Source organism: Mesorhizobium sp. INR15, assembly GCF_015500075.1.
Taxonomy (GTDB): Bacteria; Pseudomonadota; Alphaproteobacteria; order Rhizobiales; family Rhizobiaceae; genus Mesorhizobium.
This window is the reverse complement of the sequence record NZ_CP045497.1, coordinates 54,087-77,767: the sequence shown is the minus strand read 5'-3', so window position 1 is coordinate 77,767 and position 23,681 is coordinate 54,087. Positions and strand designations below refer to the sequence as shown.

Annotated in this window: 23 protein-coding genes and 4 pseudogenes; 10 read left to right on the top strand and 17 right to left on the bottom strand. The window is 61.2% G+C overall.

The features are described from left to right. Positions 1 to 145 precede the first annotated feature (145 nt). The 5 genes from GA829_RS32695 to GA829_RS32675 all read right to left on the bottom strand — a co-directional run bounded on the left by GA829_RS32695 (position 146) and on the right by GA829_RS32675 (position 5,612). Positions 146 to 2,104, bottom strand: coding sequence for a molybdopterin biosynthesis protein (locus GA829_RS32695; protein ID WP_195179977.1), 1,959 nt, complete (start codon positions 2,102 to 2,104; stop codon positions 146 to 148). 15 nt (positions 2,105 to 2,119) lie between these two features. Next, positions 2,120 to 3,244, bottom strand: a complete 1,125-nt coding sequence (locus tag GA829_RS32690) for a molybdopterin-binding protein (RefSeq protein ID WP_195179976.1) — start codon at positions 3,242 to 3,244, stop codon at positions 2,120 to 2,122. Between the two features lie 98 nt (positions 3,245 to 3,342). Then, positions 3,343 to 4,176, bottom strand: coding sequence for an ABC transporter substrate-binding protein (locus tag GA829_RS32685; protein ID WP_374940442.1), 834 nt, complete (start codon positions 4,174 to 4,176; stop codon positions 3,343 to 3,345). 19 nt (positions 4,177 to 4,195) lie between these two features. Beyond that, positions 4,196 to 4,918: an ATP-binding cassette domain-containing protein gene (locus GA829_RS32680; RefSeq protein ID WP_195179974.1), complete on the bottom strand. Its 723-nt coding sequence runs from the start codon at positions 4,916 to 4,918 to the stop codon at positions 4,196 to 4,198. Between the two features lies 1 nt (position 4,919). Next, entirely contained in the window at positions 4,920 to 5,612 is a 693-nt protein-coding gene (locus GA829_RS32675) for an ABC transporter permease (RefSeq protein ID WP_195179973.1), read from the bottom strand. Between the two features lie 90 nt (positions 5,613 to 5,702). Here GA829_RS32675 and GA829_RS32670 point away from each other — a divergent pair. Continuing rightward, positions 5,703 to 6,206 (top strand): annotated as a pseudogene (locus GA829_RS32670) (helix-turn-helix domain-containing protein); the annotation flags it as partial. A 77-nt stretch (positions 6,207 to 6,283) separates the two neighbouring features. After that, positions 6,284 to 7,597 (top strand): IS701 family transposase, encoded by a 1,314-nt coding sequence (locus GA829_RS32665; protein ID WP_374940380.1) that lies wholly within the window; start codon positions 6,284 to 6,286, stop codon positions 7,595 to 7,597. Positions 7,598 to 7,655: 58 nt separating this feature from the next. Here the strand turns inward: GA829_RS32665 and GA829_RS32660 are convergent. Continuing rightward, positions 7,656 to 8,413, bottom strand: a protein-coding gene (locus tag GA829_RS32660) for an IS5 family transposase (RefSeq protein ID WP_195179940.1) whose coding sequence is annotated in 2 segments (ribosomal slippage) — positions 7,656 to 8,074 and positions 8,074 to 8,413 — 759 coding nt in all. Because the reading frame shifts where the segments join, the coding sequence is not laid out codon by codon here. 78 nt (positions 8,414 to 8,491) lie between these two features. Here GA829_RS32660 and GA829_RS32655 point away from each other — a divergent pair. Beyond that, a pseudogene (locus GA829_RS32655) lies at positions 8,492 to 8,872 on the top strand (substrate-binding domain-containing protein); the annotation flags it as partial. A gap of 843 nt (positions 8,873 to 9,715) precedes the next feature. On the opposite strand, the gene GA829_RS32650 reads toward GA829_RS32655, so the two are convergent. The 9 genes and pseudogenes from GA829_RS32650 to GA829_RS32610 form a co-directional block, all read right to left on the bottom strand. Continuing rightward, entirely contained in the window at positions 9,716 to 10,042 is a 327-nt protein-coding gene (locus GA829_RS32650) for a cupredoxin domain-containing protein (protein ID WP_195179971.1), read from the bottom strand. Continuing rightward, positions 10,039 to 10,557 (bottom strand): DUF4142 domain-containing protein, encoded by a 519-nt coding sequence (locus GA829_RS32645; RefSeq protein WP_195179970.1) that lies wholly within the window; start codon positions 10,555 to 10,557, stop codon positions 10,039 to 10,041. Before GA829_RS32645 ends, GA829_RS32650 begins: the two co-directional genes overlap by 4 nt. 114 nt (positions 10,558 to 10,671) lie before the next feature. Continuing rightward, positions 10,672 to 11,352, bottom strand: coding sequence for an RNA polymerase sigma factor (locus tag GA829_RS32640; RefSeq protein ID WP_195179969.1), 681 nt, complete (start codon positions 11,350 to 11,352; stop codon positions 10,672 to 10,674). Between the two features lie 59 nt (positions 11,353 to 11,411). Next, positions 11,412 to 11,998, bottom strand: a pseudogene (gene folE, locus GA829_RS32635) (GTP cyclohydrolase I). Between the two features lie 539 nt (positions 11,999 to 12,537). Further along, positions 12,538 to 14,556 carry a hydantoinase/oxoprolinase family protein gene (locus tag GA829_RS32630; protein ID WP_195179968.1) on the bottom strand — a complete coding sequence of 673 codons (2,019 nt, stop codon included), beginning with the start codon at positions 14,554 to 14,556 and terminating at the stop codon, positions 12,538 to 12,540. 4 nt (positions 14,557 to 14,560) lie between these two features. Next, the gene (gene fdxA, locus GA829_RS32625; protein WP_195179967.1) at positions 14,561 to 14,899 is read right to left on the bottom strand and encodes a ferredoxin FdxA; all 339 of its coding nucleotides are present in this window, start codon (positions 14,897 to 14,899) and stop codon (positions 14,561 to 14,563) included. Continuing rightward, positions 14,896 to 15,318 (bottom strand): group III truncated hemoglobin, encoded by a 423-nt coding sequence (locus GA829_RS32620; protein ID WP_258052390.1) that lies wholly within the window; start codon positions 15,316 to 15,318, stop codon positions 14,896 to 14,898. The genes fdxA and GA829_RS32620 overlap by 4 nt, the downstream gene beginning before the upstream one ends. Before the next feature lie 8 nt (positions 15,319 to 15,326). Next, positions 15,327 to 16,025: a CBS domain-containing protein gene (locus tag GA829_RS32615; RefSeq protein WP_195179966.1), complete on the bottom strand. Its 699-nt coding sequence runs from the start codon at positions 16,023 to 16,025 to the stop codon at positions 15,327 to 15,329. Positions 16,026 to 16,036: 11 nt separating this feature from the next. After that, positions 16,037 to 16,579: a hypothetical protein gene (locus GA829_RS32610; protein ID WP_195179965.1), complete on the bottom strand. Its 543-nt coding sequence runs from the start codon at positions 16,577 to 16,579 to the stop codon at positions 16,037 to 16,039. A gap of 164 nt (positions 16,580 to 16,743) precedes the next feature. Here GA829_RS32610 and GA829_RS32605 point away from each other — a divergent pair, with 164 nt between their 5' ends. From GA829_RS32605 to GA829_RS32590, 4 genes are all read left to right on the top strand, one after another. Continuing rightward, a complete protein-coding gene (locus GA829_RS32605) occupies positions 16,744 to 17,172 on the top strand; it encodes a helix-turn-helix domain-containing protein (RefSeq protein WP_308462355.1) in 429 nt (142 codons plus the stop codon). A gap of 81 nt (positions 17,173 to 17,253) precedes the next feature. After that, complete coding sequence (locus tag GA829_RS32600; RefSeq protein ID WP_195179964.1) at positions 17,254 to 17,460, top strand: hypothetical protein; 207 nt, start codon at positions 17,254 to 17,256, stop codon at positions 17,458 to 17,460. A gap of 320 nt (positions 17,461 to 17,780) precedes the next feature. Next, a complete protein-coding gene (gene rnk / locus GA829_RS32595) occupies positions 17,781 to 18,245 on the top strand; it encodes a nucleoside diphosphate kinase regulator (protein ID WP_195179963.1) in 465 nt (154 codons plus the stop codon). Positions 18,246 to 18,408: 163 nt separating this feature from the next. Continuing rightward, positions 18,409 to 18,972 (top strand): nucleoside-diphosphate kinase, encoded by a 564-nt coding sequence (locus GA829_RS32590; protein WP_195179962.1) that lies wholly within the window; start codon positions 18,409 to 18,411, stop codon positions 18,970 to 18,972. An 8-nt stretch (positions 18,973 to 18,980) separates the two neighbouring features. On the opposite strand, the gene GA829_RS32585 is transcribed toward GA829_RS32590, so the two are convergent. Beyond that, a complete protein-coding gene (locus tag GA829_RS32585; RefSeq protein WP_195179961.1) occupies positions 18,981 to 19,526 on the bottom strand; it encodes a DUF488 domain-containing protein in 546 nt (181 codons plus the stop codon). A 68-nt stretch (positions 19,527 to 19,594) separates the two neighbouring features. Then, on the bottom strand, positions 19,595 to 20,440 hold the full coding sequence (locus GA829_RS32580; RefSeq protein WP_195179960.1) for a LysR family transcriptional regulator: 846 nt from the start codon (positions 20,438 to 20,440) through the stop codon (positions 19,595 to 19,597). Between the two features lie 210 nt (positions 20,441 to 20,650). On the opposite strand from GA829_RS32580, the gene GA829_RS32575 reads away from it, so the two are divergent. The 3 genes and pseudogenes from GA829_RS32575 to GA829_RS32565 all read left to right on the top strand — a co-directional run bounded on the left by GA829_RS32575 (position 20,651) and on the right by GA829_RS32565 (position 23,622). Further along, entirely contained in the window at positions 20,651 to 21,253 is a 603-nt protein-coding gene (locus GA829_RS32575) for a 5-formyltetrahydrofolate cyclo-ligase (protein ID WP_258052423.1), read from the top strand. 137 nt (positions 21,254 to 21,390) lie between these two features. Then, positions 21,391 to 22,956, top strand: a pseudogene (gene ctaD, locus GA829_RS32570) (cytochrome c oxidase subunit I); the annotation flags it as partial. Between the two features lie 45 nt (positions 22,957 to 23,001). Beyond that, complete coding sequence (locus tag GA829_RS32565) at positions 23,002 to 23,622, top strand: Tim44/TimA family putative adaptor protein (protein ID WP_195179958.1); 621 nt, start codon at positions 23,002 to 23,004, stop codon at positions 23,620 to 23,622. Positions 23,623 to 23,681 lie beyond the last annotated feature (59 nt).

Genomic DNA, 23,681 nt, shown 5'->3' with positions numbered 1-23,681 from the left:
CTGGTCGACGAGGACCTGCGCAAGATCGATCTTTGGAGCGCTATCAGGTCGCCACCGTGACGTGGCCAATAAAGCTGGTCGATCCCTTTTCAACGCCAATACGCACCAAAATCTTTCCGAGGCAGAGCGACTGGCGCTGGTTGATTCAGGCCGGGCGGAAACCCGCCTCTTCGATCGCAACGCGGCCTGCGGGTGACTGCAACGCGGCCAGGAATGCCTGCACGGCAGGCCGCGACTTGCGCGTCGAGACCAATACAAAATCATAGTGCTCTTCGGTCAGCGCAATGAAACCGAGGCCAGCAGCGCGGGCGACGGGCTCGATAGTGATGCCCCAATCGGCGCGCTTTTGCACCACCGCTGCCGCGACGGCATTGTGCGAGCGCGGCTGGTTCCAGTAACCGTCCGGGCGCGCAGGACCGAGCAAATTGTCGATCAGAATGCGGGTCCCGGCACCTTGATTGCGGTTGACCATCAGGCAGGTCGGATCGGCAAGGGCCGCAGCAAGCGCATTTTCGACGGACTTGCCCTCGAAGCGCGTATCGCCCGGCCGATAGATGACGCCCTGCATGCGCCGCCAGCCGGGCACGAGTTCGAGCCCCTCGCTCAGAAACGTCGCGTTGTAGGTCTGGGTCTTTTCGTCGAGCAGATGGATCGGCGCCAGGTCGCATTCGCCGCGCCGAGCCGCCGCCAGTCCGCCAAGACTTCCGACGGCAAGCGATCGGGCGGACAGCCCCCCGCGCGCGAGCGGCGCCAACACCGAGTCGAGCCCGGTACAATGACTGCCTATGATGACGAGATCAGGCACCCGCACATGCGGTGTAAATAACGTTACCTCGACCGACGAGCCGGCAGGCATGTGGTCGGCCAGCGCTTCAATGCGCACGAACCCGTCTGCCTGCGCAAATGAGGTGACCGCGCCTGAGCCTTTGCCCGTCGGATAGGCGACCAGGCCATTTTCCCCCTCGACAAGTGAAACCATGACGAATTCGGTGCGACCGAGCTCTGAACTGATGCGCAGCGGAATTTTGGCCGTCACCTGCGTCTCGGCTCTCGGTGGCAGGCCGGCCATGCGACGCAGCACCGGGACGATCATGTCGTGAAAGGTAAACATCGCCGACGTCGGGAAGCCTGGCAGGATAACGACGGGCTTGTTGTCGCAGACTGCAAGGCAAAGCGGCTTGCCTGGTTTCAGCGCTACGCCATGCGCAATGATACCCGGCTTACCGAGGCGGGAGATGATGCGATGGCTGAGATCGCCAGCCCCTTTCGAAGTGCCGCCAGACAAGATCAGCATATCGGAAGCTTCAAGCGCATCACGCATGGCCCTTTCGAGCCGAGCTTCGTCGTCCGCAATCGCGCCGAAAAACAGGGGTTCCCCACCGTTTTCCGCGATTGCCGCACTGATGACCGCGCCGTTGGCGTCGTAGACGGAGGCGGGGCGCAAAGGCTCGCCGGGCTGGACGAGTTCGTCACCGGTCGACAGGACCGCAACGCGAAGCTTGTGTGCAACAGTGACGCGCGAAATGCCGCAAGTGGCCAGCATGCCGATTTCCCGCGAGCCGACCTGTGTCCCCGTGCGTAGCAAGACCTCGCCGCAAGCGATGTCCGATCCGGCGTAAGACACGAATTGGCCAGGCGAAGCACTGCGCCGAATCTCGATGGCCTCATCTCCCGCAGGCTGGGTATGTTCAACCATCACGACAGCATCCGCGCCGCGCGGCAGCGGCCCACCGGTCGCGATTGAGGTTGCGGTACCAACCTCCACGCTCTCCGCGGGTGCCACGCCGCAGGCGATGATTTCCTTATTCAACGATAGGCGCACGATGACTGCTTCCGACGCGGGCGCGACGTCCGCGGATCGCACGGCAAAGCCATCGACATTTGACCGGTCGAACGGCGGCGCGTCGACAGGCGCCACGATATCGCGTGCGAGCGCCAGGCCTAGCGCGTCGGCCAGCATGCACTCTTCCTGGAGCAGGTCGCGCGGAAACAGCGCCGCTTCAAATCGGGCCATCGCTTCCTCGCGCGACAAGATGGTCAGGAACTGATCTTGACCAACCCCTTGGTTCGGGCGCGAAGCTTGTGTCTCAAGAGATCTGGTCATGCTGGCGAACCTATCTCAGTTCATGCGCAGCAGAAAGGCTTCGACCGGCATTCCCGCGGCATGGCCTTCGCTGTCGCCCGCAATGAGAAGCCAGGCATCGGCCATACGAAGATGGTCCAGCGACAGGTCGCCGACGCCAATCGGCAGCCAGCCGGATTGCTCCTGTCGGACCAGCACGATCTCGGCAATACCGACAGCCGAGGATATCTTGCGCGTCAGCGGCCGCGCGGTGGTGGGCCTAGCTGTGAGGCCAGTCAGACGATCGAGTATCGGCTGCACCAGCGCGTGATAGACTGCGAAGGCCTGATCGGGCGCGCCGGGCAGCGCTATGATCGCAACGGCTCCCAGTTTTCCGATTGCCGCGGTGCAGCCTGGTCGAAGGGCAATGCCGTGTGCGATCAATGCACCGCGTAACGACAAGGCCTCGGCGGTGGCATCGAAACGACCGAAGCCGGTACCGCCGACGGTGACGACCATGTCGCATTGGTGGACGCTCAGTGTCTCGGTGATGGATCGGGCGTCGCGCGCGGCCATCTCGACCGAAACGCATGCGCCCGCGGCTTTCATCAGTTCGGTGATGAACTCGGCCGTCAGCGAACTGCCATCGGTCGCCGCCACGTCGATCAGGCGGACATTTGGCGAACGAACGGCAACCGTCTTGGCCCCAGCGGCGCGAGCGGCCAGAAGATCAGCGGCGCACAGTTGGCGGCCGGCGATGACGACAGGTCGGCCGGCGGCAATATCCTCTCCGGCTCGACGGATGCCCTCGCCGGGAATCGCATCCGTAAAGGCTTGTGCGATTGGGCCTATCAACTCGACCAGATCGGCTTTCAAGACGCAGTCGCAGCCATCGGCAAGCGCTTCACCGGCCTCGACCCACGCCGGGGCGTTCATCAAAGGAACTGGCGAATAGGGCGAGGCACCGGCAATATCGAGCGAACGCAGCGCCCAGCCATCGATGGCGGCCCTGTTGCGCTCAGGCAGCGGATGAACAAGCGTTGTCGTCTCAACGGCGATGCGACCGCGCGCCTGCTCAAGCGGCACTGATATAGGAGCGACCGCGACCAAGCCGTCGAGCAGTTCGGCGAGCGCCGCTTCGAGGCTGGTCAGCACGCCGTTCGAAGGCTGGGTTCTGCTCATGCCCAATGATTGGCCATGTGCGACCCGGATTGCAACCGGCATCGAGGCGGTTGCAATGGTCCTCCCGCCTCGATGCAGCTATTCGCGGGGTGATCCGATCAAGACGGGTCGTGTTTGGCGTTGGGGAAGAACAGCTGCTGACCGTCAATCTTGTATCCGGCGATTGCCTTTTGCCCTTCCTCGGAAACGAGATAGTCGATGAAGCTCTGGCCGAGATCCGACTTTACCGTCGCAAATTTCTTCGGATTGACCAGCATGACGCCATATTGGTTGAACAGCCGCTTATCCCCCTCGACCACGATTTCCAGATCGTCGCGGTTCTTGAAAGAAAGCCATGTGCCGCGGTCGGAAAGGACATAGGCATTCATGGCGCCGGCCGTGTTCAGCGCCGCGCCCATGCCCTGGCCGATATCGCGGTACCACTCGCCCTTTGCCTTGTCGATTTCGATGCCGGCTTCCTTCCAGAGCTTCAATTCGGCGATATGCGTGCCGGAGTTGTCCCCGCGCGAAACGAACGGAGCCTGCTTGGCGCGGATCGCGTCGAAGGCGGCGGTGACGTCCTTGGACCCCTTGACGCCGGCCGGATCGCTCTTGGGGCCGATCAGCACGAAATCATTGTACATCACGTCGTAGCGCTTCACGCCAAAGCCCTCTTCGAGAAATTTCAATTCCTGCGCTTTGGCATGCACGAAGACGACGTCAGCATCGCCGCGTCGTGCCGTGTCGAGCGCCTGCCCGGTACCCTGCGCGATCACCTTCACATCGATGCCCGTCTTGTTCTTGAACAGCGGCAGAAGGTAGCCAAACAGGCCGGAATCCTGAGTGGATGTGGTCGATGCGACCACGATCGATTTGTCCTGTGCGACAGCAGCGACACCGCTCGCCGCGAGCAATAGGGCAGCGGCGAATGCGGAAAAGATACGACGGTTCAACAATGGAAGCTCCTGTGCATTAGATGACCAGATCGCCGCGAACGAATGCTTTTGCCTCGCCGGTTGATGGACGATCGAAGAAATCAGCGGCGCTGGTGCGCTCGCAAAGGCGGCCGCGAACAAGAAACATCACATCGGCGGCCAACCGTCGCACCTGGCCCAGATCATGCGAGGCCATGACGATCTTTATGCCCGACTGCGCCGCCATCAGGATGATCGCCTCCACCGCACGGGTGGCGGCTGGATCAAGATTTGCGGTCGGTTCGTCAAGCAGCAGAAGCTCCGGCTCCCGCACGAGAGCGCGGGCAAGCGCGACGCGCTGCTGTTCGCCACCCGAAAGGCGCCTGGCGGGACGGCTGGCGAGCTCCAGCAAACCAACGCGGGCGAGCGCATCCTCCATGCGCGCAGTGCGCAATTTGCGCGGCATACCGAACTTGCGAAGACCATAGATGACATTGTCGGCGACCGAACGGCGTAGCATCACCGGCCGCTGGAACAGCATGGCCAGGCGCGACGGGCCCAGCGAATGGCGCCCGCCCCAGCTGACCTTGCCGGCGGAGGGTGTGACAAGCCCCATGCAAAGCCTAAGCAGGGAGGTCTTGCCGGAGCCGTTCGGGCCCACGACGAGCGTCGGGGCACCCGGCGAGATCAACAGGCTAACACAATCCAGGAGGGGGGTTTTGCCGGCATGCAGTGAAACACCTTCGAACCTGACAGGAAGATCGCTTGACAGGTCCCGCATTTTAGCCCGCTCGCTGCTCCGACCAGACGCGCACGCCCCAGGCGGCTGCGTTGATCATGAGGATGAGCGCTATCAGGATCAGGCCCAGCCCCATGGCGAGCGGCAGGTTGCCCTTGGACGTCTCGAGCGCGATCGTCGTGGTCATCGTGCGGGTGAACCCGTCGATATTGCCGCCGACGATCATCACCGTGCCGACTTCGGCTGCGGCACGGCCGAATCCGGCCAGAAGCGCCGTGATGAGACTGAAACGGCTGTCCCATAAAAGCGTTGCCATGCGCCCCCCCGGGCCGACATTCATGGCTGTCAGCTCGTCACGATATTCGAGCCAGAGATCCTCGATTGTCTGGCGCGTCAGCGCCGCGATGATCGGCACAACCAGCAAGGCCTGCGCGATCACCATGGCCAGCGGCGTAAACAATATCCCGAAAACGCCGAGCGGTCCTGACCGCGACAGCAGAAGAAACACCGTAAGGCCGACGACCACCGGCGGCAGTCCCATGAACCCGTTGAGAAGCACGATCAGCGCGGCGCGGCCGCGAAATCGCGTCAGGGCCAGCAGCGCGCCGAGCGGCAGCCCGATCACCGTGGCGATGGCAACCGCCGACAGGCTGACGACCAGCGACAGCCAGACGATCGCGTAGAGCGCCGCGTCGCCGCTAAGGATCAGCTGCCAGGCGCTCGAACCGTCGAACATTCTCTTGTCTCCAGTCGGGTTTTGTCTGCAATGATTCCCGTTCTGTCAAACAATTGAACCTGAACAGGAATATGCATGATAATGCAGGTGATGGACCTTCTCACCACCTCCGAAGCTGCGGATTATCTGCGCCTGGGCGAACGCAAGCTTTATGAGCTCGTTGCCGACAATGCGATCCCATGCACCAAGGTAACCGGCAAATGGCTATTCCCGCGCCATGAACTCGACCGGTGGGTGCTTTCCGGCCTGGCGCATCCAAAAGGGATGGTCCCGCCAAGCCCGCCACCGATCATCGGCGGCAGCCAAGACGATCTGCTCGAATGGTGCCTGCGCCGCTCTGGATCAGGCTTGGCCTCGCTCAGCGAAGGGAACGAAAAAGGCGTCGCGCGTTTGCTGCGGGGCGAGGTAGCGGCTGCCGCCATCCACTTTCATTCCTCGCAAGAGAATGGGGAACTGGCGAATGTGACGGCGATGCGGTCCACGCCGCGTCTACATGACGCAGTCGTGGTGGCGGTTGCCCGTCGCGAACAGGGTCTCCTCCTCGCACCCGGCAATCCAAAGGGGCTGCACTGCGTTGCCGACATTCTAGCACTACTTTGGCATTTTTTAGCAACGGGTGAGTTTTTGTGATTCCCAAGAGGGGGTTTGCGTGATTCATGGGAGGTCGGCTTATGGAGGGCCGATCAATGGAGGTGGACTGGCAAGCCGATCTGGATCGCTGGCTCGGGCCGTTTATCGCGGCGCTACGGCACAAGACGAGGGCACGGATGTGTCCGGCCTATATCGCTGGGTTGATTGGTCCAGGAGATCGCAAGAGCGTTCAGCCGATGGCGGCGCGCACTGGCGAGGTCGGCTACGATCAGCTTCATCATTTCGTCGCTGCCGGAGTTTGGGACAGTGCTCCACTCGAGGCTGCCCTGCTGAAGGAGGCAGATGGCCTGGTTGGCGATGAGGCTGGCTTTCTTGTCATCGATGACACGGCGTTGCCCAAGAAGGGACGTCACTCGGTTGGCGTCGCGCCACAATATGCCTCGTCGCTTGGGAAGACGGCCAATTGTCAATCGCTGGTCTCGGTAACGCTGGCCTCGCGCGAGGTGCCGGTGATGGTGGGCCTGCGGCTATTCCTGCCCGAGAGCTGGACGGATGATCCTGAGCGCATGGCGCGGGCCCATGTGCCGAAGGATAGACAGACGGCTCTGACAAAGCCGGAGATTGCGATCGAGGAGATCGACCGCGTCATCGCCTCCGGTGCGCGTTTCGGCTGTGTGCTTGCCGATTCAGGGTACGGCTCCAGTGGGCCTTTCCGACAGGCTTTGAGCAAGCGCGGTCTGCTGTGGGCGGTGGGTCTGTCGCGACGCCAGAACGTCTATCCCGCCGACGTTGCCCTGATTTTCCCCGTCGCGAAGACTGGAAAGCCCCGCAAATACCACATCCCTGATCAGCCCCCGGTCTGTGCTGAAGCGTTGTTGGCCGCAGGGAAATGGCAAAGGGTCAGCTGGCGGCGAGGCACCAAGGGTCGGCTGACATGTCTCTTCGCGGCCCGCCGTGTCCGCGTTGCGGATGGCCATAAGCACCGCATGCTCGATAATCGTATGCAGTGCATGCCGGGCGACGAGGTCTGGCTCGTCGGCGAGCGCCGGTCGACTGGCGAGCAAAAATACTATGTGTCGAACCTGCCGGCCGATGCGAGCCTCAAGATGCTCGCTGCCACGATCAAAGCCAGATGGGTCTGTGAGCAGGCGCATCAGCAGCTCAAGGAGGAACTCGGCCTCGACCACTTCGAAGGCAGATCCTGGACCGGGTTACACCGACACGCCCTGATGACCATGATCGCCTACGCCTTCCTCCAAGCCCGCCGCCTCAAAGCAGCGGGCCGGAAAAAAAAGAGTCGGAGGACCGCCGCCACAACCGAGCATGCCGGCCATCAGGCAAGCCATCCTCGACCTCTTCGCACGGCCGCCACCCAGGCGATGCCCCCACTGTGAGAAACTCCTCGCCGACGCCGTCGAACCTAAAGTGCCAAAGTAGTGCTAGGGTCCGGACTCATAACCAATAGCTGACGGTCGCTGCGATGCAGATTGCGGCGAGGAAGTTGACGGCAAGGCGGTCGTATCGTGTAGCGATCCTGCGGAAGTCCTTGAGGCGGCAGAACATGCGTTCGATGGCATTTCGGTCGCGGTAGAGTACGGGCGAGAAGCAGTTTTTCCAGCGCCGGTTGGCCTTTGGTGGAATGTTCGGCATCGTGCCGCGGGCCTCGATCTGGCGGCGGATCGCATCGGAATCATAACCCTTGTCGGCATGTAGGATGCGGGTGTCCGGCAGATGTTTCAGAAGCTCGCCTCCCGCCGTGCAATCAGCGACCTGGCCGCCGGTGAGCATGAAGGCAATCGGGCGACAATAGCGGTCGGTCAGGGCATGGATTTTGGTCGTGCGGCCGCCCCGCGAGCGCCCGATGGCCTGATTTTGCTCCCCCCTTTACCGCCCGAAGCTGAGCGATGCGCCTTCACGGCGGAAGAGTCTATCAGAACCTGCTCGGGCGGACCGCCGGCACTGGCAAGCGCGTGAAAGAGATCGCTCCACACGCCTTTGGCGGCCCAGCGGACATACCGATTGTAGAGCGTTTTGCGCGGCCCGTAGTCCGGCGGCGCATCGACCCAGCGCCCGCCAGACTTCAGCACATGAACAATGCCGCTGATCACGCGCCGGTCGTCGACCCGTTCCTTGCCGCGCGTGTCGGTCGGCAAATGAGGTTCAATGCGGCGAAACTGCTCTTCTGTCAGCCAGAAATGGTCCCGATTCATCACGTCTCCCTTTCAGAATCCGTGAATCACAAACCACAAGCGATGCCAACACCTTTATGGGTCCGGGCCCTAAGAGGTAACGCAAGGATGGCCGTAAGACAGAAGGGGGCGGGGGCGCAAATGCTGCTTGAGATGCTGCTGGCGCGGGCCGGCGCGAGCCCGGCGCACCTGAACCGGCTGGAGCCACCTTGCCTGACAGGGCCCGACCTTGCCGCCGCGATCCGCGCCGGCCGAGCGGATTGCGGTATCGCAACCCGCTCGGCCGCCCGCGCTCCCGGTATCGATTTCGTGCCGCTGCTGTGGGAAGAGTTCGATCTGGTGATGCGCCAGCGCATCTATTTCCAGCCTTCAATGCAGGCATTGCTCGGCTTCTTCGCCCGGGGCGACATGGCAATTCGCGCGGCGGAACTCAGCGGCTACGACGTAACGCCAGCAGGAACCATCCGTTTTTCCTCTTGACCGAAGAGTAATTGTCGACGGCGTTCGGAATCCAAGCCATTTGGTCGAAGTAAAAGCAGGCCATTCGAGCACAGGGTGACGCGACGGTTTGGATTAGATGGTTCCTAACTGACCCAAGGGCTTTCTGGTTGTTGCCTGTCCGGCCGGCGGCCAGGTTCTGCTCCACCGCATTGAACGTAGCATCGGCCGGCGGATTGCTATCAGCCGATAGCTGTCGCCGTTCATGGACAGGATATGGGTGTGATAGGCGAGCAGATCGAGCAGCGCGCCGAAGCGCGGAGTGCCTCGCCTCCGCACGACCCGCAAGAAGGCCGCTGGCCGACCGCCAAAGGCAAGGCGAGATGATGGACGATGTAATCGAGGCGCGCGGTTCGCCAAAGGCGCCAGCGCGCTCGGTGAGTGTCCTCCCGTCGCATAGCACCGCATCACAATGAAATCGTCGCGCCATGACCACAAGCCGAACCGCCTTGCCTGTCCCGAAATCCAGATCCGACAGTATCTAGGCCTTAAGAACTTGGTCGTTATTGGAAACGTCACAACAGAGAGCCGTTCCTTAGAATTTTATCACTATTGGACTGGACTTAGCGGCAGATCAGTTGGCAGACCAACTTGCTGTCTGCGAACCGTAGTGGCAATCGCGATGGATCCGTCATGTAACACCAGGCGTGCTGCGCCTGCGCGGCAGGTGTCCGAGCGCGCGCGGCATGCAACCTGAATGGCACCGAAGCTGCCGCCGCTTGCAAAGACAAGCGCGTTCTTGCTTATGCAACCTCCCTGGGCACGACGCACTTCTCAAATTGCGGATCGCGGCGCCTGCCGCGATCTCACGCTCCAGATTGACAGCTACGGCGCCACCGCGATGTGGCCCTTCATGTTGGGGTGGAAACGGCAGAAATAGTCGACTGGTCCCGCAGCCTTCAATGTCAGGCTTGCGGACTTCTTCGGCGGGATCATCACCTCCCAGTCGCCCTTGACGGTGGCGGTGTGGGCAAACATGTCCTTGTTCACCCACACGACCGTGTCGCCAACCTTCGCATCGACCGTCGCTGGCGAGAACACCAACTTTTCGATGGTAACCTGGATGGTTTCGGCCTTCACCGGCGCAGCAACGATTGTCAGCGCCAGTGCAATCCACAGATGCCATTTCGGCACCATCAGCGCTGTTCTCATTTCAGCATGCCGGCAACATGTTCGGCATGCTGCTCATGGCCCTGGAATATCTTCAGGCCGGTTTCCAGCAGGCTCTTCAACTCGGCATTGCTGGCTGAAGGGATGAGCAACGTTTCGAGCGCGTCGTCGACCTGCTTGTGATAGGCGACCTCGTTGTCGACGTAAGCCTTGTCGAAGGCCGCCCCCTTGAGCTTGGCGAGCTTGGCCCGCTCCTCCGCAGCGGCTTTGGTGAGCGCCTTGCTGGTGGCGTTGTCTTCCGGCATCACCTTGAGTTTTTTGACCAGGTCGAGCGCCTGCACATTCACCGCCTCATGGTCGCGAACCATGTCCTTGGCGAAGGCGAGCACCTCCTGGTTCTTCGACTTCTTGAGCGCTTGCTTGGCCGCCTCGACATCGATCACGCCGGCTGTATAGGCGATGTGGGCGATCTGCGGGTCGGTTGGTTTGTCGGCGGCTTGCGCGAGCGGGGCAGTGCCAAGCATGGCGGCCAGGGCAGCGGTATGTCGGATAAGCATGGCATCTCCTTCGCCCGAAACTCAAATCGCATCGGGCATTGTTCTCAGTTGACGGTCATTGGATGCTGGGTAGCGGCAAACGTTCCCGCCAAAATCAGCTGAATTCGACGAGGGTTAGCCTTCCAGGCCGAGCCGCCGCATCACGGCGGCGGTCAGCCGTTCGCAGCGCCGGCCGGCGAAGGGAAAGGCATCGAGCAGTACCGGCCCGATTTGGTCGTCCAGCGCTTTGCGCAGCAGGGCGCGGGCGCGATGCAGGCGGGTCTTGACCGTTTCGGGCCGCACGCCGAGTAGTTCTGAAGTCTCTTCAATGCTCAGGCCCTCGATCACCCGCGCCACGAACACCATCCGGTAGAGATCTGGAAGGCTGTCGGTCGCCCGTTCGACAAGGGCCAGAATCTGCCGTTGCGCCATCGTCCGCTCCGGATCGTCGCTGGGGTTGAGGGGAAACTGGATAATCTCGGCCTGCGGGTTCTCGGGCATCGCCACCGTTCGCCGTCTTTTGCGCAACCGGCCGAGCGCTTCGTTGATGACGATGCGCGACAGCCATGTGCCGAGCGAGGCATCGCCGCGAAAACTCTCGAGATTAGCAAAGGCCCTGATATAGGCCTCCTGGACGATATCCTCGGCCTCGCTGTCATTGCGCACCACGCCGCGCGCGATGCGGTAAAGCCGCTGGTTATGCGTCTTGATGATGGTGCGGAAGGCAGCGCCGTCGCGCGCCATGGCGCGCTGTGCCAATTCCAGGTCGCCAGAGGCAGCGATGATTTCGGTCGCGTCTCCTCGAACGTACGACATGAGCATTCTCCTTGCCCTTCAATAGATGGGTCTCGACAACAAGGGTTCCCGAAAATTCGTCACACCGGAATCGACGACAGGAATTCGCGCCTCAGATCGACGTTCGTGTCGAAAATGCCGAGCATGCGTTTGGTGACCATGCGGGTGCCGTGCGCGTGGACGCCGCGCGATGTCATGCAGCCATGCTCGGCAACAAGCACGACGGCCACTCCACCCGGCTGCAGGGCATCCTCGATGGCGCGAGCGATGTCATCCGTGAGCCGCTCCTGTATCTGCAGGCGATGGGCACAAGCCTCGACAACCCTTGCCAATTTGGAGATACCCACTACGCGGTTGACGGGCATGTAAGCGATGTACGCCTTGCCGTGGATTGCCGCCATGTGGTGTTCGCAGAAAGAATGAAACGCTATGTCGTGCAGTTCGACCGCCTGGTCATAGCCGCCGATCTCATCGAACGTCCGTTCGAGCAGCATCGCGGGATTTGCCGATAGCCGGCAAACCACTCTTCATAGGCACGTACGACACGCGCAGGAGTATCGATAAGCCCGGACCGGGCCGGATCGTCGCCGGCCCATGAGATCAGCGTCCTGACCGCAGCCTCTGCATCGAAGCGCGTCGGGCGGACGCGGCCGACTGCCCTGGGCATGCCGTTTCCCGCTGAATTTCCCTGGGCGGAGGCCGACACGCCGTCTTCGGTGCCGTCCAGAATTTGCGAATGCAGGTCCATCGGTCTCTCCAGTTCCAGGCTCGAAACCATTGGATGCGCCTAGCGAGGATTGGCTCCCGACGAGCACGACACAGGGAGGAAGGTTCCCATCCGTGGCGAACCCTGGGAACTTTTCGAACAGCGTTGCATCCAATTTTACGTCCGGCGCATGATCAACCTACGCCGTCAGGATCGTGAAGGAGAACCGAGATGGCATTGCAACAGACCGTGGAAACGGACCCCGACATCGCTGTAGGTGTGTTCATTGTGGCAATTGCGATAATGCCCATGCCACCGGTTAGCTGGTGGTCCTGGTACGCGTCGGCGACGATATGCTGGCGGTCGACGGCACATGTACCCCCCTGCGAAGCACCGCTGGCGTGCTGAGTATTGATTGCCAGGCCTGCATCGGTCTTCGGCGAAGCGCTCCAGCGCGCGTGACGGGCGGACCATACCTGCAAACGCGGCACTGATCTGCGTCAGGACGCGATGCGCGGCCGCCCGGTGGCTGTCGCGACGACAATGGCTTCGACGAAACTGCGCTCGCCTTCGATTGTAGCAACCCTTATGTCCCGTGCGATTTCGATCCGCGCCTGATCGGTCCCGGCGCGCTCCGCAAGGCCCGCCGCCAAGGCACGAATGTGGGATTCGGCGGCAGCCATTGCTTCGTCCTCGGTGTCATAGTCGTCCAGCCGCTCGCCGGAATTGAGACGGAAAAGCCCGATCTCAGGCTGACTGACGCGCGCTTCCGCAGACATCCGCACCTGCCCGACGACGGCACCCAACGCATTTGCGACGTCGGCGTGTTCAGCAATCTTGCACGCATTGCCGATAATCGGCGGCAATCCAGCGTAGTGAAGCGATGCCGAAGCTCCGAGGCCGATCACCGGCCGGTCGAGTGCGATTGATAGCCGCGCCATGCCGCCTCGCCGGCCAACCGCGCGCTGAACCAGCGGATTGGCAACGGAGACGCCGCCATCCAGCCCGTCCTCGGCAAAAACGGTTTCAAGAATTGCTTCGGCGGAACGCCGGGTCACCGCAGTGAGAACCATCTCGGAAAACGCTTCTGCGCCTTTGGCGATACGATGCCCCTGGCCGTCGCGCTTGCGTGCGAACAATTCGGCGCCCAGTCGAGCCGCGACAGGATCCCAATTCCCTTGCCGGCCGAGCACGTGGGCCGCGTCAGAGGGCGTGAACCCCGCGATATGCACCAGACCACGTGCAACCAGGCGATTGAGTGTTGCGACCTGTGACGTCGACACGAGCAGCCGATCGAGCGCGGCGGGAACTGCCGAAATGTCAGCATAGAGCCGCGCCTCGGTAACCGTCAGGCCTGCAGCTAGACGCTCGGGCACACCCGTGCGCAACGCGAAACGGCCGTCCAGCCGGCTGGTGTTAGGGCTGAGCAATTGCCGCTTGAGGCCTTTGTATATGGCATCGTCGTGCTTCACCGCGGCCAGCGCCAGCGGCACGAGCCGACGGGGCCCCAGGACGATTGTCGAAGTCAGCGACTGCTCATGAAGCGAGACTTCCGAATCTCCACCGAGGCCAAAGGTGCGCATGGCGACGGCTTCCACCATGGTTCGCATTCCGCCGACGGTAGCGCCTTCCGGATCGAGCCGCAGGCGGCCTCCGTCGAGAACAGCGATGTCGGTTGTGGTGCCGCCGATGTCGGACACCACCGCGTCATCGATGCCGGTCATGTACCGCGCCCCCACCAGGCTTGCCGCAGGTCCTGACAGGATGGTCTCGATCGGCCGGGCGCGGGCGAATTCAGCGGTAATGAGCGCGCCGTCGCCGCGCACGACCATGAGCGGAGCGACGATCCCGCGTCTTGTGAGAAAGCCCTCGGTGGCGTCGACAAGGCGATCGATCATCGAGATCAACCGCGCATTGAGAAGCGTGGTCAGCGCCCGACGCGGGCCGCCGAGCTTCGACGACAGTTCGTGCGAACAGGTCACCGGAAGCCCGGTACGCTCGCGGATGACGTCACGTACCGCGATCTCATGTTCGGGATTGCGAACCGCAAAATAGGAGGCCACGGCGACGCCTGAAACGGTGTCGGCGAGAGACGGCAGCGCAGCCACAAGAGCGTCCAGCACCAACTGACGCGGATCTCCGTGGACGTCATGTCCGCCCGGGCAAAAAATCACGGGATCGGAGCCGAGGGCTTTTGACAATCCGTTCCGGGCATGATCGGCTTCAGCGAAGCCGATCATCACCAGCGCGACCCGTCCGCCCTGCCCCTCGACGAGCGCGTTGGTTGCGAGCGTGGTCGACATCGAGACGAGCTTGATCGCGCCGGGTTCGATGGCAGCCTCGGACAAAACAGCGTCGACGGCGCCGGCGATGCCCTCGGCAAGATCGTGCCGCGTGGTCAGCGATTTGGCCTTGGCCACGATGCCTGCGGATTCCGACCATAGCACGGCATCGGTGTACGTGCCGCCGGTGTCGATGCCCAGATACAGAGGCGACGGCTGGTGCGCATATGCGTTCATTTGATCAGTCACCCAGGCCGGGTTCCGGCGAGAAATATTTCGCCAATTTGTTCGCTTCGCCGTCGAACGCCTTGGCGTCGGCGGGTGGATCACGCTTGATCGCAATGTTGGGCCACACTGACGCATACTCAGCATTCAGCGCGAGCCAATCGTCGAGACCAGGCGCGGTATCGGCAAAAATGGCCTTCGCCGGACATTCCGGCTCGCAGACGCCGCAGTCGATGCATTCATCGGGATGGATGACGAGCATGTTCTCGCCTTCGTAGAAACAGTCAACGGGACAGACTTCCACGCAGTCCATGTATTTGCATCTGATGCAATTGTCAGTGACCACAAACGTCATGCGGCGTTTCTCAGCCATGGCTGGTCGGGGCGACATAGCAAGAGCAGCTTCGAACTTTCGGCTATGTGGGCGGCCTTCAGCCAACAGAGCCCTGCGGTCTCGCTGTCCAGCAATTCATCGCAGCTGTCACCAAACAAGGCGAGGCACCGGTCGAACAGACCGATCTCCAACCCACCCATGTGCTTGCGGACCGCGACGAGACCTCCCTTGTAGTACCCGGTGGTCAGCATCACCGATGAGCAGAAATCGCACATCTTCGCCAGATGCGTTTCCTGATCGCCGACAACGACGCGCTCGAAAATCGGCCCGAGATCCGCGTCGGCGCGGATCTTGCCATAGAAGGAGTCGACGAGCAGTCGAATCTGTTCTTCGGAAATCGGGGCTGTCTGCGTCAACGGCATACCTGGTCCAGCGGTCATCCGGCCCTTCAGACCATGCCGTAGGTCATATCGAGAGGAATACGGTGATCATCGATAGCCCGTACGCCAGCGGTGTTTTCAGCCAGAATAAGCGAAGCTTTCCGCTCTTGCTCCGACAGGTAAGCTCCCCAGAAGGTGACCACGCCGTTGGTCACGCTCACGTCCGCACTTCCGGTCGACGGCCATGATTCGGATCGCAAGGCGTCAATAATCTCCAGCCTGATACTGCTGTCGTCATGCGGGACTGGTGCGCGCCAACCTTTCCTGGCGACGACCAGAGCCCGCACCAGATTGGCGCGACTGACGATCCCCACCACCTGGCCGCCGCGGAGCACCGGAACACGCTTGATCCGATTGTGTTCAAGCAGGGGTGCGATCTCGGCGACTGGTGTACTCTCGACCACCGTCGCGACCGGCTGTGTCATGACGTCGATCACATGCTCGGAATGAGACTTGACATAGCCTTCCGCCTGAACCGCGTTGTTGGAAAAAAAATGACGCCACCAGGAACGGCCCTGCGGCGCTGTACCGATCTCCGCCCGGCGGATCAGGTCTCCTTCACTCACGATGCCAAGTAGCGCACCTCGATCGATCACCGGCACGGCGCTGATCCCATGCGACAGAAGAATATCGGCGACCTCGTCCACCGTACTGTCCGGCCCCACCGCGATGACCGGTGACGTCATGACGTCCTTGGCAATCAGCATTTCGCTCTCCTTCACCTGCCAGCAGATGGCAGAACCGGCGGCAAGGTCGTTCCAGAGCCTTGCCCGTTGCCAGCATGGAGGTGGATCGCGCGATAGAACTCCCTTGCATGGAAAGCATAGGCTTCCAGATTGGCCGGATCGCCAGCGAACAGCCCGATTTCCTCGGCTTTCCGGAAGAACCAGGGAGCGGGCAAACCAGGTTCGAGCGCCTTCACGGCAACAGCCGCAAGAAATGGCAGGCCTTCGTCCGCATCGTCGTCCATCAGTTGTTCGAGTGCATCCCGGATCACGCCTGTCGCGTCCGAACCAACCATGCTCTCGGCCAGTCTTGCATAGGTGATCGGCAGCCGGGTCTGTGCTTGCAGGAGCAGTTCCTCGCGCAGCCGTGTCTTGAGGGTATTGTCATCCGAAGGAATGATTGGGCCGCGGCCATCTATGTCGGGGCGGCTGGCAGATACCATTCGCCCGACCACATGACGCTGAAAGTTCCTGCCGGAAAGTATTCTGCCGAAATCGTGTTCAAGCCTGTCCATTATCATCATCGCCGAGCCCAAGGTGCCCTCCACGCGATATCGCCAAGAGTTCCCCCGGCGTTAAGACGGCACCCAATCTGTCAACTTCGCTACGCACGAGCTTCACTCATCCTTATCTGCAAGACAAACGAAATTTATTGCCGCTTTAACACAAATATTTTGCACCAGAATTTCGATTTCGGCGAGTGGCGCAGCCCTTCCCTTTTCGAATTCGATATGCATTTTTGATTGGGTTAAGCCATCGTACCCCGGAGTGTCTTGGCTTTCAGCAAGCGGCGACTTCGGCCACGAAAGCGGTAGCAGGAGATTTTACGATGATCACTGGTGCTCAATGCCGTGCCGCTCGCGCGCTGGTCGAATGGACCCGTGAAAAGCTCGCCGGCAATTCAGGCGTGGATGCGTTGACAATCGAGGAATTCGAACGCCGGATCAGTCTTCCCGGCCAGGATGTCCGCGATACGCTGCAAACCGCGCTTGAAAACGCCGGCGCCGTTTTCATCGCCGAGAACGGCGGCGGTATCGGCGTTCGCCTGAAACTCAACCGCTCGGAAGTCAAGCGGATCGGCGTTCTGGAGAATGAAGGCGGCATTGTCGGTATGGATGCCGTTCCATAGGCTCAAAGTCTTCCGGCTCAGTGAATTCGCGAGTAGGCCGTCGCCGGGACAATCCGGCCCAGATGCAGGCAGGAGGCCGTCATGACGGTCATGTGGGGTGATCTTACCGAGGAGGAGCAGACAGCGCTTAAGCGCATGAATCGCGGGCCCTACCCGGCTCTATCGAAAGCATTGGCCGAACGCCTTGTCTTCCTCGGGCTTGCGGAAGAGAGACCGCGCGGGACTGGTATAAACAGGACTGGAAGAGAGCTGGTGATAAACACGTTGCTCGGCGCTCGCGCCGAATAGCTCAAGACTGATACCGCCGAGGCGACTGCCTTGACTTCCGGGATTGCTTCCCCAACTATGGCCGTATGAACGCCGCTGTTAAAACTCTTTGCGATTTTCTTTTCCGGGTTTGCCCCATAGCGGGATCGTAACCCCCGGCTCGGCTGCCATGCGCGCCCCGAGCCGAGGGGTGAACATGTAAAATCGACATGTGACATTGGCGCAGGGTCGCATCGGTCCCTGCAGCATCGACGCATTCAGCAATAAATTTCCGTCGCACTGACTACCGTCGACGATCCCTTGGCGGGTCCCGGACGCGAGGCAGAAACATGAGTATTCAAATGCAAGACAACAAGAAAACCCGGCGCAAGCCTAACATCCGTATCTCGCAGTCGGACCATGCGCGTCTGTCGGCGATTGCGAGCACCGTGGCCGCACGCAATCCGGAGGCTTCCGATGACCTGCTCGCCGAACTCGAGCGCGCGCGTATCGTCGCCGATGGTTCGGTTTCTGCCGGCACCATCCAGATGGGTTCGTCGGTGACGTTCAAGCCTGACACGGGCGACGCGAAAACTGTCACGCTGGTTTTCCCTGGCGATGCGGATATCTCCGAAGGCAAGGTTTCAATCCTCACGCCGATCGGCACGGCCCTGATCGGCCTCTCGGCCGGACAGTCGATCATGTGGACCGCGCGCGATGGGCGCCGGCACGAACTGTCGGTGCTTGCCGTGGGCCAACCCGCTCCGGAAGGCGATGCAGCCGATCGGCGCGCACCAGCGTCTTCGGCGATTGCGGCGGACGTCTAGACATGGGCGTTTCCATCCGTCTCCTCAATCACGCGGGCAGCCTGATCGCAGGAATCTGACCCCTGCGCCGGCCTATCCTGGCCCGGCACAGGGGTAGCTTTCCACACCCGATCAATTGCTTGACGCCGGATACCCTTTCACGGGCCCGACTTGGAGACGCACCATGCCCACTATCGATAGCTGCCAACTGACCACCAAGGACTACACGATTCTTGAAGTGATGCAGGAGCGACATCCTGCCCGCGGCGATACCTTCTCGGCTGTCCTTCAACGGAAGATTTCGAGCGCCGTTGTAATGTTTCGGGAAGACATCCCGGCAACCGTCGTGACACTCAGCACCCGCGTGGCTTATCGGGTGAACGATGGCCCTGCCGAAACCCGCATCGTCGCACATGACGAGATGCGCGGTCTGGTCGGCATGCTTTTGCCGATCACCAATCCGCGCGGCCTGGCGCTGCTTGGTCTGGCCGAAGGTCAGTCCATGTCAATTCCGACAGCGGACGGTGGCTTTGAAACGCTGACCGTGCATGAAGTGGTCTATCAACCCGAAGCCGCAAGGCGCGAGAGATTGAAGCTGACTGCGAATGCAGCGGCGGCCTCATGGCGACAGGCCGGACCGGTTCTGCGCGTCGTCCATCGTTCCGATGAGCTGCAAGACAAAGCGAAGAACAAAGTCATGGCGGCTTTCGACACCGTGTTCGACGACCCGGGTCCGTCGGCCGCCTGAGGGCTCGACTATCCCGAAGGCTGTGAAGGCGGGTAGGCAAGCGTTCCATCGGCTCTTGCCCTCACACCGTCGGTGAGTTTCGCCGGCTCGACCTTGTCATGGCCCATCAGATGAAAAACGGACTCGCCGCGGCTAAGGAGATAGTCCGCGACGATTCTTCTGTGACAGCGCCACCAGAGCGTTTCCGAGCACATGATGGCGCATCGCCGCTGCCTGCCGAGGGACACAAGCCGGTTCAAGCCGTCAAGGAACTCCACCGACAACGCGTAGTCGGCGTAGTTGTGAAAACTCTGGTTGATCCAGAATGCGTTGAGCGTCGGTGGAATGTCGTGCGCCTTGCCGCGCAGGCCGCCAAGCTCGGCAATGTATTCATATCCAATCCCGAATGCTGCCAGGCTTTCCGGAAGTGCCTCGTTGTTGAATTGCGGGTTCGCCCGTGATCGCCGGACGGTCCTTATGTCGACCACCAAGGCGATGTCGACGACACGCAGCAGGGCAACGAATTCGGTGATCGACCGCGTCGAGTGACCGATGGTGTGGAACGGATAAGGCATGGTCGGTCAATCCCTGGCGATCCATCCTTCCAGTCACGCGGACCGTGGCTTCGCGCCTGGAGGGACGATCATTTCACAACTTGCTTCAGGCCGCGTAGCGCCTCCTGCACGTCGGCTCGCGTCTCGCTTGCTTCCGGATAGACCGCATAGGCTGGATAGGTGAATTCCGGCGCGCCTGCCACGACCTCCAGCTGCCCCGCCTCGATATGGGGAGCTGCCGCGCCTCTGCGGAAGTAACCCATGCCGCCGGCGCGCAGGATGTAGCTCAGCCCAAGCGGGCCAAGGCCGACCATCAGTCCCGGCTCGCCGAAGGCAGACGAACTGGCACCATGCTGGGCCGCAAACAGCGGCCCCCAGTCGACATAGACATAGTCCCTGGAACTGGCAGGCTCTCCCTCTTTGTCCGTGGTCCGGACCAGGACGAGTTGCTCCTCGACGAGAAGTTCTACCCTGAAACCCGGCAGCAGCTTCGGCGCATAGAGCACTGCAATGTCCAGAACGCCGGTCCTAAGCTGCTCGAGGAGTTGGTCAGGTACGCCGACTTGGGCTTGGATGGCGATTTCAGGCTTGGCCTTCTTCATCCAGACCAGCCAATCGAGCAGGAGCGGGTTCCACAGGCTGAGCTCTCCGCCCAAGGCAACGACGCTTGTTCGCCCCGATGGGATGGCGAGCTGGTGGCGGGCGCGCTCCCATATCTGGACGAATGACTGGGCAAACCGTTCGAACTCCCGACCCGCCGGCGTCAATTGCGCGCCATTGCGATTCCGGATGAAAAGCTGACGTCCGAGTTCTTCCTCAAGCGTGCGTATGCGCGCGCTTACCGTGGTCTGGGTGACGTGGAGCCGGTCGGCGGCTCTGAGAAAGCTGCCGGAATGAACGATCTCCAGAAATGTGCGCGCGCGGTCAATGTCCAACAGAGCATCTCCCAACTTCAGTGCAATAATATTGCATTAATACAGCATTTAATTCCATTTGCCTTCCTTTTTCGTACGGCGCAACGTTTCCGGGGAAGTGGGCAGGTGGCCTTACCGCTGCATGTCAACGGCAGAGAACAAGGATGTGCAATGCCTGACAAAGAGACCACTCGCATCGAAACGAGAGAATATGCGTCGTCACCGTGCTGCATGCAGGAAGTCATTCCGAGGTACGGAACGGAACTGATCCAGCCGGACGCTTGGGCCGACGTCGCCCCGTGGCGCAAGGCGGAACGCAAGCGGCTGATAGATGAACGCCTCGCCGTCGATGCCGAAGGGAGGAAGGTCAAGTCGGAAAAGATCGCCTCGCGTCTCGACCTCACCATCGGCAAGGTCAGCGGCCGCATCGTCAGCGGCTATTGGCCTTTCCGCGGCGAGCCCGATCTCCGCAACTGGGCAATAAAGGTGATCGAGCGCGGCGGACGCATCGCGCTTCCGGTCGTCATCCAGAAAGGCTGGCCTCTGGAGTTCCGCGTCTGGGGACCGGGAGACCCGCTCGAACGCGGCATTTGGAACATCCTGGTCCCGTCACATGGACCCTCGGTCCAGCCGGATGTGGTGATCGCACCCGTGGTCGGCTTCGACGACGCGAATTACCGCCTGGGCTACGGCGGTGGTTTTTTCGACAGGACGCTCGCGGCAATGCCGAAGCGACCGTTCGTCGTTGGTGTCGGTTACGCCGGCAGCAGGATCCAGACCATCTATCCGCAGCCGCACGACATTCCGATGGACGTAATCGTCACCGATGAATGAACACGACGCAGGCAGGGCCTGGCTCTCCGATTCATGACGACAGTTCCTAAGCGTCGTGGGTTGCTGAATCCATCCGGCCACCTGCAATGAAGATCAGGTAGGACGCCATGTCGAATCCGACAGCATCGCTGGATGACCACAAGCCCCGTTTTCTCGTCCGGTGGCTGTTCTCCACCAACCATAAGGATATCGGGACCCTCTATCTGATCTTCTCGATCATGGCGGGTATCTTCGGCACCGCGCTTTCGGTGTCGATGCGGATGGAGTTGCAGGAACCAGGTTTGCAGATTTTCTCCGATCCGGCAGTCTACAACGTCGTCGTCAGCGCCCACGGCCTGGTCATGATCTTCTTCGTGCTCATGCCGGCCCTGATCGGTGGCTTCGGCAACTGGATGGTGCCGATCATGATCGGCGCACCCGACATGGCCTTTCCGCGCATGAACAACATTTCCTACTGGCTGTTGGTGATGTCGTTTATCCTCTTCATCACCTCGATGTTCGTTCCGGGGGCGCCCGGCACGCTCGGCCATGGCGGCGGCTGGATGCTCTATCCGCCGCTATCGACATCCGGCCAGCCCGGCCCCGCTGTCGACCTCGTCATCCTGTCGATCCACCTAGCAGGAGCCTCATCGATCCTCGGTGCGATCAACTTCATCACGACCATCTTCAACATGCGCGCGCCGGGAATGACTCTGCACAAGATGCCCTTGTTCGCCTGGTCGATGCTGGTGACCGCCTTCATGCTGCTGATGTCGCTGCCCGTGCTTGCCGGCGCGATCACAATGCTGCTCACGGACCGCAACTTCGGCACGACCTTCTTCGTCCCCGAAGGCGGCGGCGATCCGATCCTCTACCAGCATCTGTTCTGGTTCTTTGGTCATCCCGAGGTCTACATCATGATCCTGCCCGGCTTCGGCATCATCAGCCACGTCATCTCGACCTTCGCAAAAAAGCCGATCTTCGGCTACCTCGGCATGGCCTATGCGATGGTGGCGATCGGCGCGATCGGCTTTGTCGTTTGGGCGCACCATATGTATACGACCGGCCTGTCAGTCGACACTCTGCGCTACTTCTCATTTGCCTCGATGGTTATCGCCGTTCCGACCGGCGTGAAGGTGTTTTCGTGGCTGGCGACAATGTGGGGAGGATCGATCGAGTTCAAGACGCCAATGCTGTGGGCTCTCGGCTTCGTCCTGCTCTTCACCATCGGCGGCGTCACCGGGATCATGGTCGCCAGCCCCGGCATCGACCGCTCGTTGCACGACACCTATTTTGTGATCGCCCACTTCCACTATGTGCTGTCTTTGGGGGCGGTCTTCGCCATCTTCGCCGGCTTTTACTACTGGTTCCCGAAGATGACCGGCTATATGTACAATGAGACGCTGGGAAAGCTACATTTCTGGCTGATGTTCGTTGGCGTCAATCTCGTCTTCTTCCCGCAGCATTTCCTCGGGATGGCCGGCATGCCGCGCCGCGTTGCGGACTATCCGGACGCTTTCGCCGGCTGGAATTTCGTCTCATCGATCGGGTCCTACATTTCAACAGCCGGACTTGTCGTCTTCTTCATCACGGTGGCGGAAGCTTTCAGCCGCAGACGGCAGGCCGGCGCCAACCCATGGGGTGAAGGGGCGACAACGCTCGAATGGCAACTGCCATCGCCGCCGCCCTTCCATCAGTGGGAGAAACTGCCGCTCATCCGCTGAACAAATCGGCGTCTGAATACTTCGACACGTCGTCGGGAGAATGCCATGAACGAGACCACAGATCCAAACAACGCGATACTGCTCGTTGCGATCGTCGCGTTTTATTGGGTTTTGCTGGGCAGTTGGGGCCAACCTCTGCCGCGCTCGGGCGAAGACAAGGCCAAACGGGACGATGCGCAGACGAGGCAACGAACCGGCTGTGTCGAAAACACGTCTTCCGGGGACACGCCTTTGGACGTTATCCGAAAGAGCGATCCGAGTTTTGACCCTGCCACGTTTCTGGCGGGCGCCAAGGCGGCTTATGAAATTGTCTTGTTGGCCTATGCAAACGGCGACATCCAGACATTGAAGCGCCTTGTCGGACCGGAAGTGCTCGACATCTTCGAACGAGCGATTGCCGGACGCCGGGATCGGGACGAGATGCTGCAGCTCACCTTTATCGGCATGCGCGAAGCCACGGTCGTCAGCGTCCTCGAAGAGGATGGCACCGCTGAGATTGCCGTTCGCTTCGTTTCCGACGTGGTCACCGTTACGCGCTCGGCCAACGACGCGATCGTCGCTGGCGATCCCCAGCAGATCGTTGAGGTGATCGACACGTGGACGTTCGCCTGTGAAACCCTGTCGACGAAGCGCAATTGGATGTTGATCGCCACGGACGGTGAATAACAAGTATGTGCTCTTCCGATAAGCCCGCCTGACAGCCGCGTGATAGTTGATGAGCAGTC

Coding starts and splice junctions, on each gene's coding strand:
- GA829_RS32695 (WP_195179977.1), bottom strand. CDS start 2,104: ATGACCAGATCTCTTGAGACACAAGCTTCGCGCCCGAACCAAGGGGTT.
- GA829_RS32690 (WP_195179976.1), bottom strand. CDS start 3,244: ATGAGCAGAACCCAGCCTTCGAACGGCGTGCTGACCAGCCTCGAAGCG.
- GA829_RS32680 (WP_195179974.1), bottom strand. CDS start 4,918: ATGCGGGACCTGTCAAGCGATCTTCCTGTCAGGTTCGAAGGTGTTTCA.
- GA829_RS32675 (WP_195179973.1), bottom strand. CDS start 5,612: ATGTTCGACGGTTCGAGCGCCTGGCAGCTGATCCTTAGCGGCGACGCG.
- GA829_RS32665 (WP_374940380.1), top strand. CDS start 6,284: ATGGAGGGCCGATCAATGGAGGTGGACTGGCAAGCCGATCTGGATCGC.
- GA829_RS32650 (WP_195179971.1), bottom strand. CDS start 10,042: ATGAGAACAGCGCTGATGGTGCCGAAATGGCATCTGTGGATTGCACTG.
- GA829_RS32645 (WP_195179970.1), bottom strand. CDS start 10,557: ATGCTTATCCGACATACCGCTGCCCTGGCCGCCATGCTTGGCACTGCC.
- GA829_RS32640 (WP_195179969.1), bottom strand. CDS start 11,352: ATGTCGTACGTTCGAGGAGACGCGACCGAAATCATCGCTGCCTCTGGC.
- GA829_RS32630 (WP_195179968.1), bottom strand. CDS start 14,556: ATGAACGCATATGCGCACCAGCCGTCGCCTCTGTATCTGGGCATCGAC.
- fdxA (WP_195179967.1), bottom strand. CDS start 14,899: ATGACGTTTGTGGTCACTGACAATTGCATCAGATGCAAATACATGGAC.
- GA829_RS32620 (WP_258052390.1), bottom strand. CDS start 15,318: ATGACCGCTGGACCAGGTATGCCGTTGACGCAGACAGCCCCGATTTCC.
- GA829_RS32615 (WP_195179966.1), bottom strand. CDS start 16,025: ATGCTGATTGCCAAGGACGTCATGACGTCACCGGTCATCGCGGTGGGG.
- GA829_RS32600 (WP_195179964.1), top strand. CDS start 17,254: ATGACGGTCATGTGGGGTGATCTTACCGAGGAGGAGCAGACAGCGCTT.
- rnk (WP_195179963.1), top strand. CDS start 17,781: ATGCAAGACAACAAGAAAACCCGGCGCAAGCCTAACATCCGTATCTCG.
- GA829_RS32590 (WP_195179962.1), top strand. CDS start 18,409: ATGCCCACTATCGATAGCTGCCAACTGACCACCAAGGACTACACGATT.
- GA829_RS32585 (WP_195179961.1), bottom strand. CDS start 19,526: ATGCCTTATCCGTTCCACACCATCGGTCACTCGACGCGGTCGATCACC.
- GA829_RS32575 (WP_258052423.1), top strand. CDS start 20,651: ATGCAGGAAGTCATTCCGAGGTACGGAACGGAACTGATCCAGCCGGAC.
- GA829_RS32565 (WP_195179958.1), top strand. CDS start 23,002: ATGAACGAGACCACAGATCCAAACAACGCGATACTGCTCGTTGCGATC.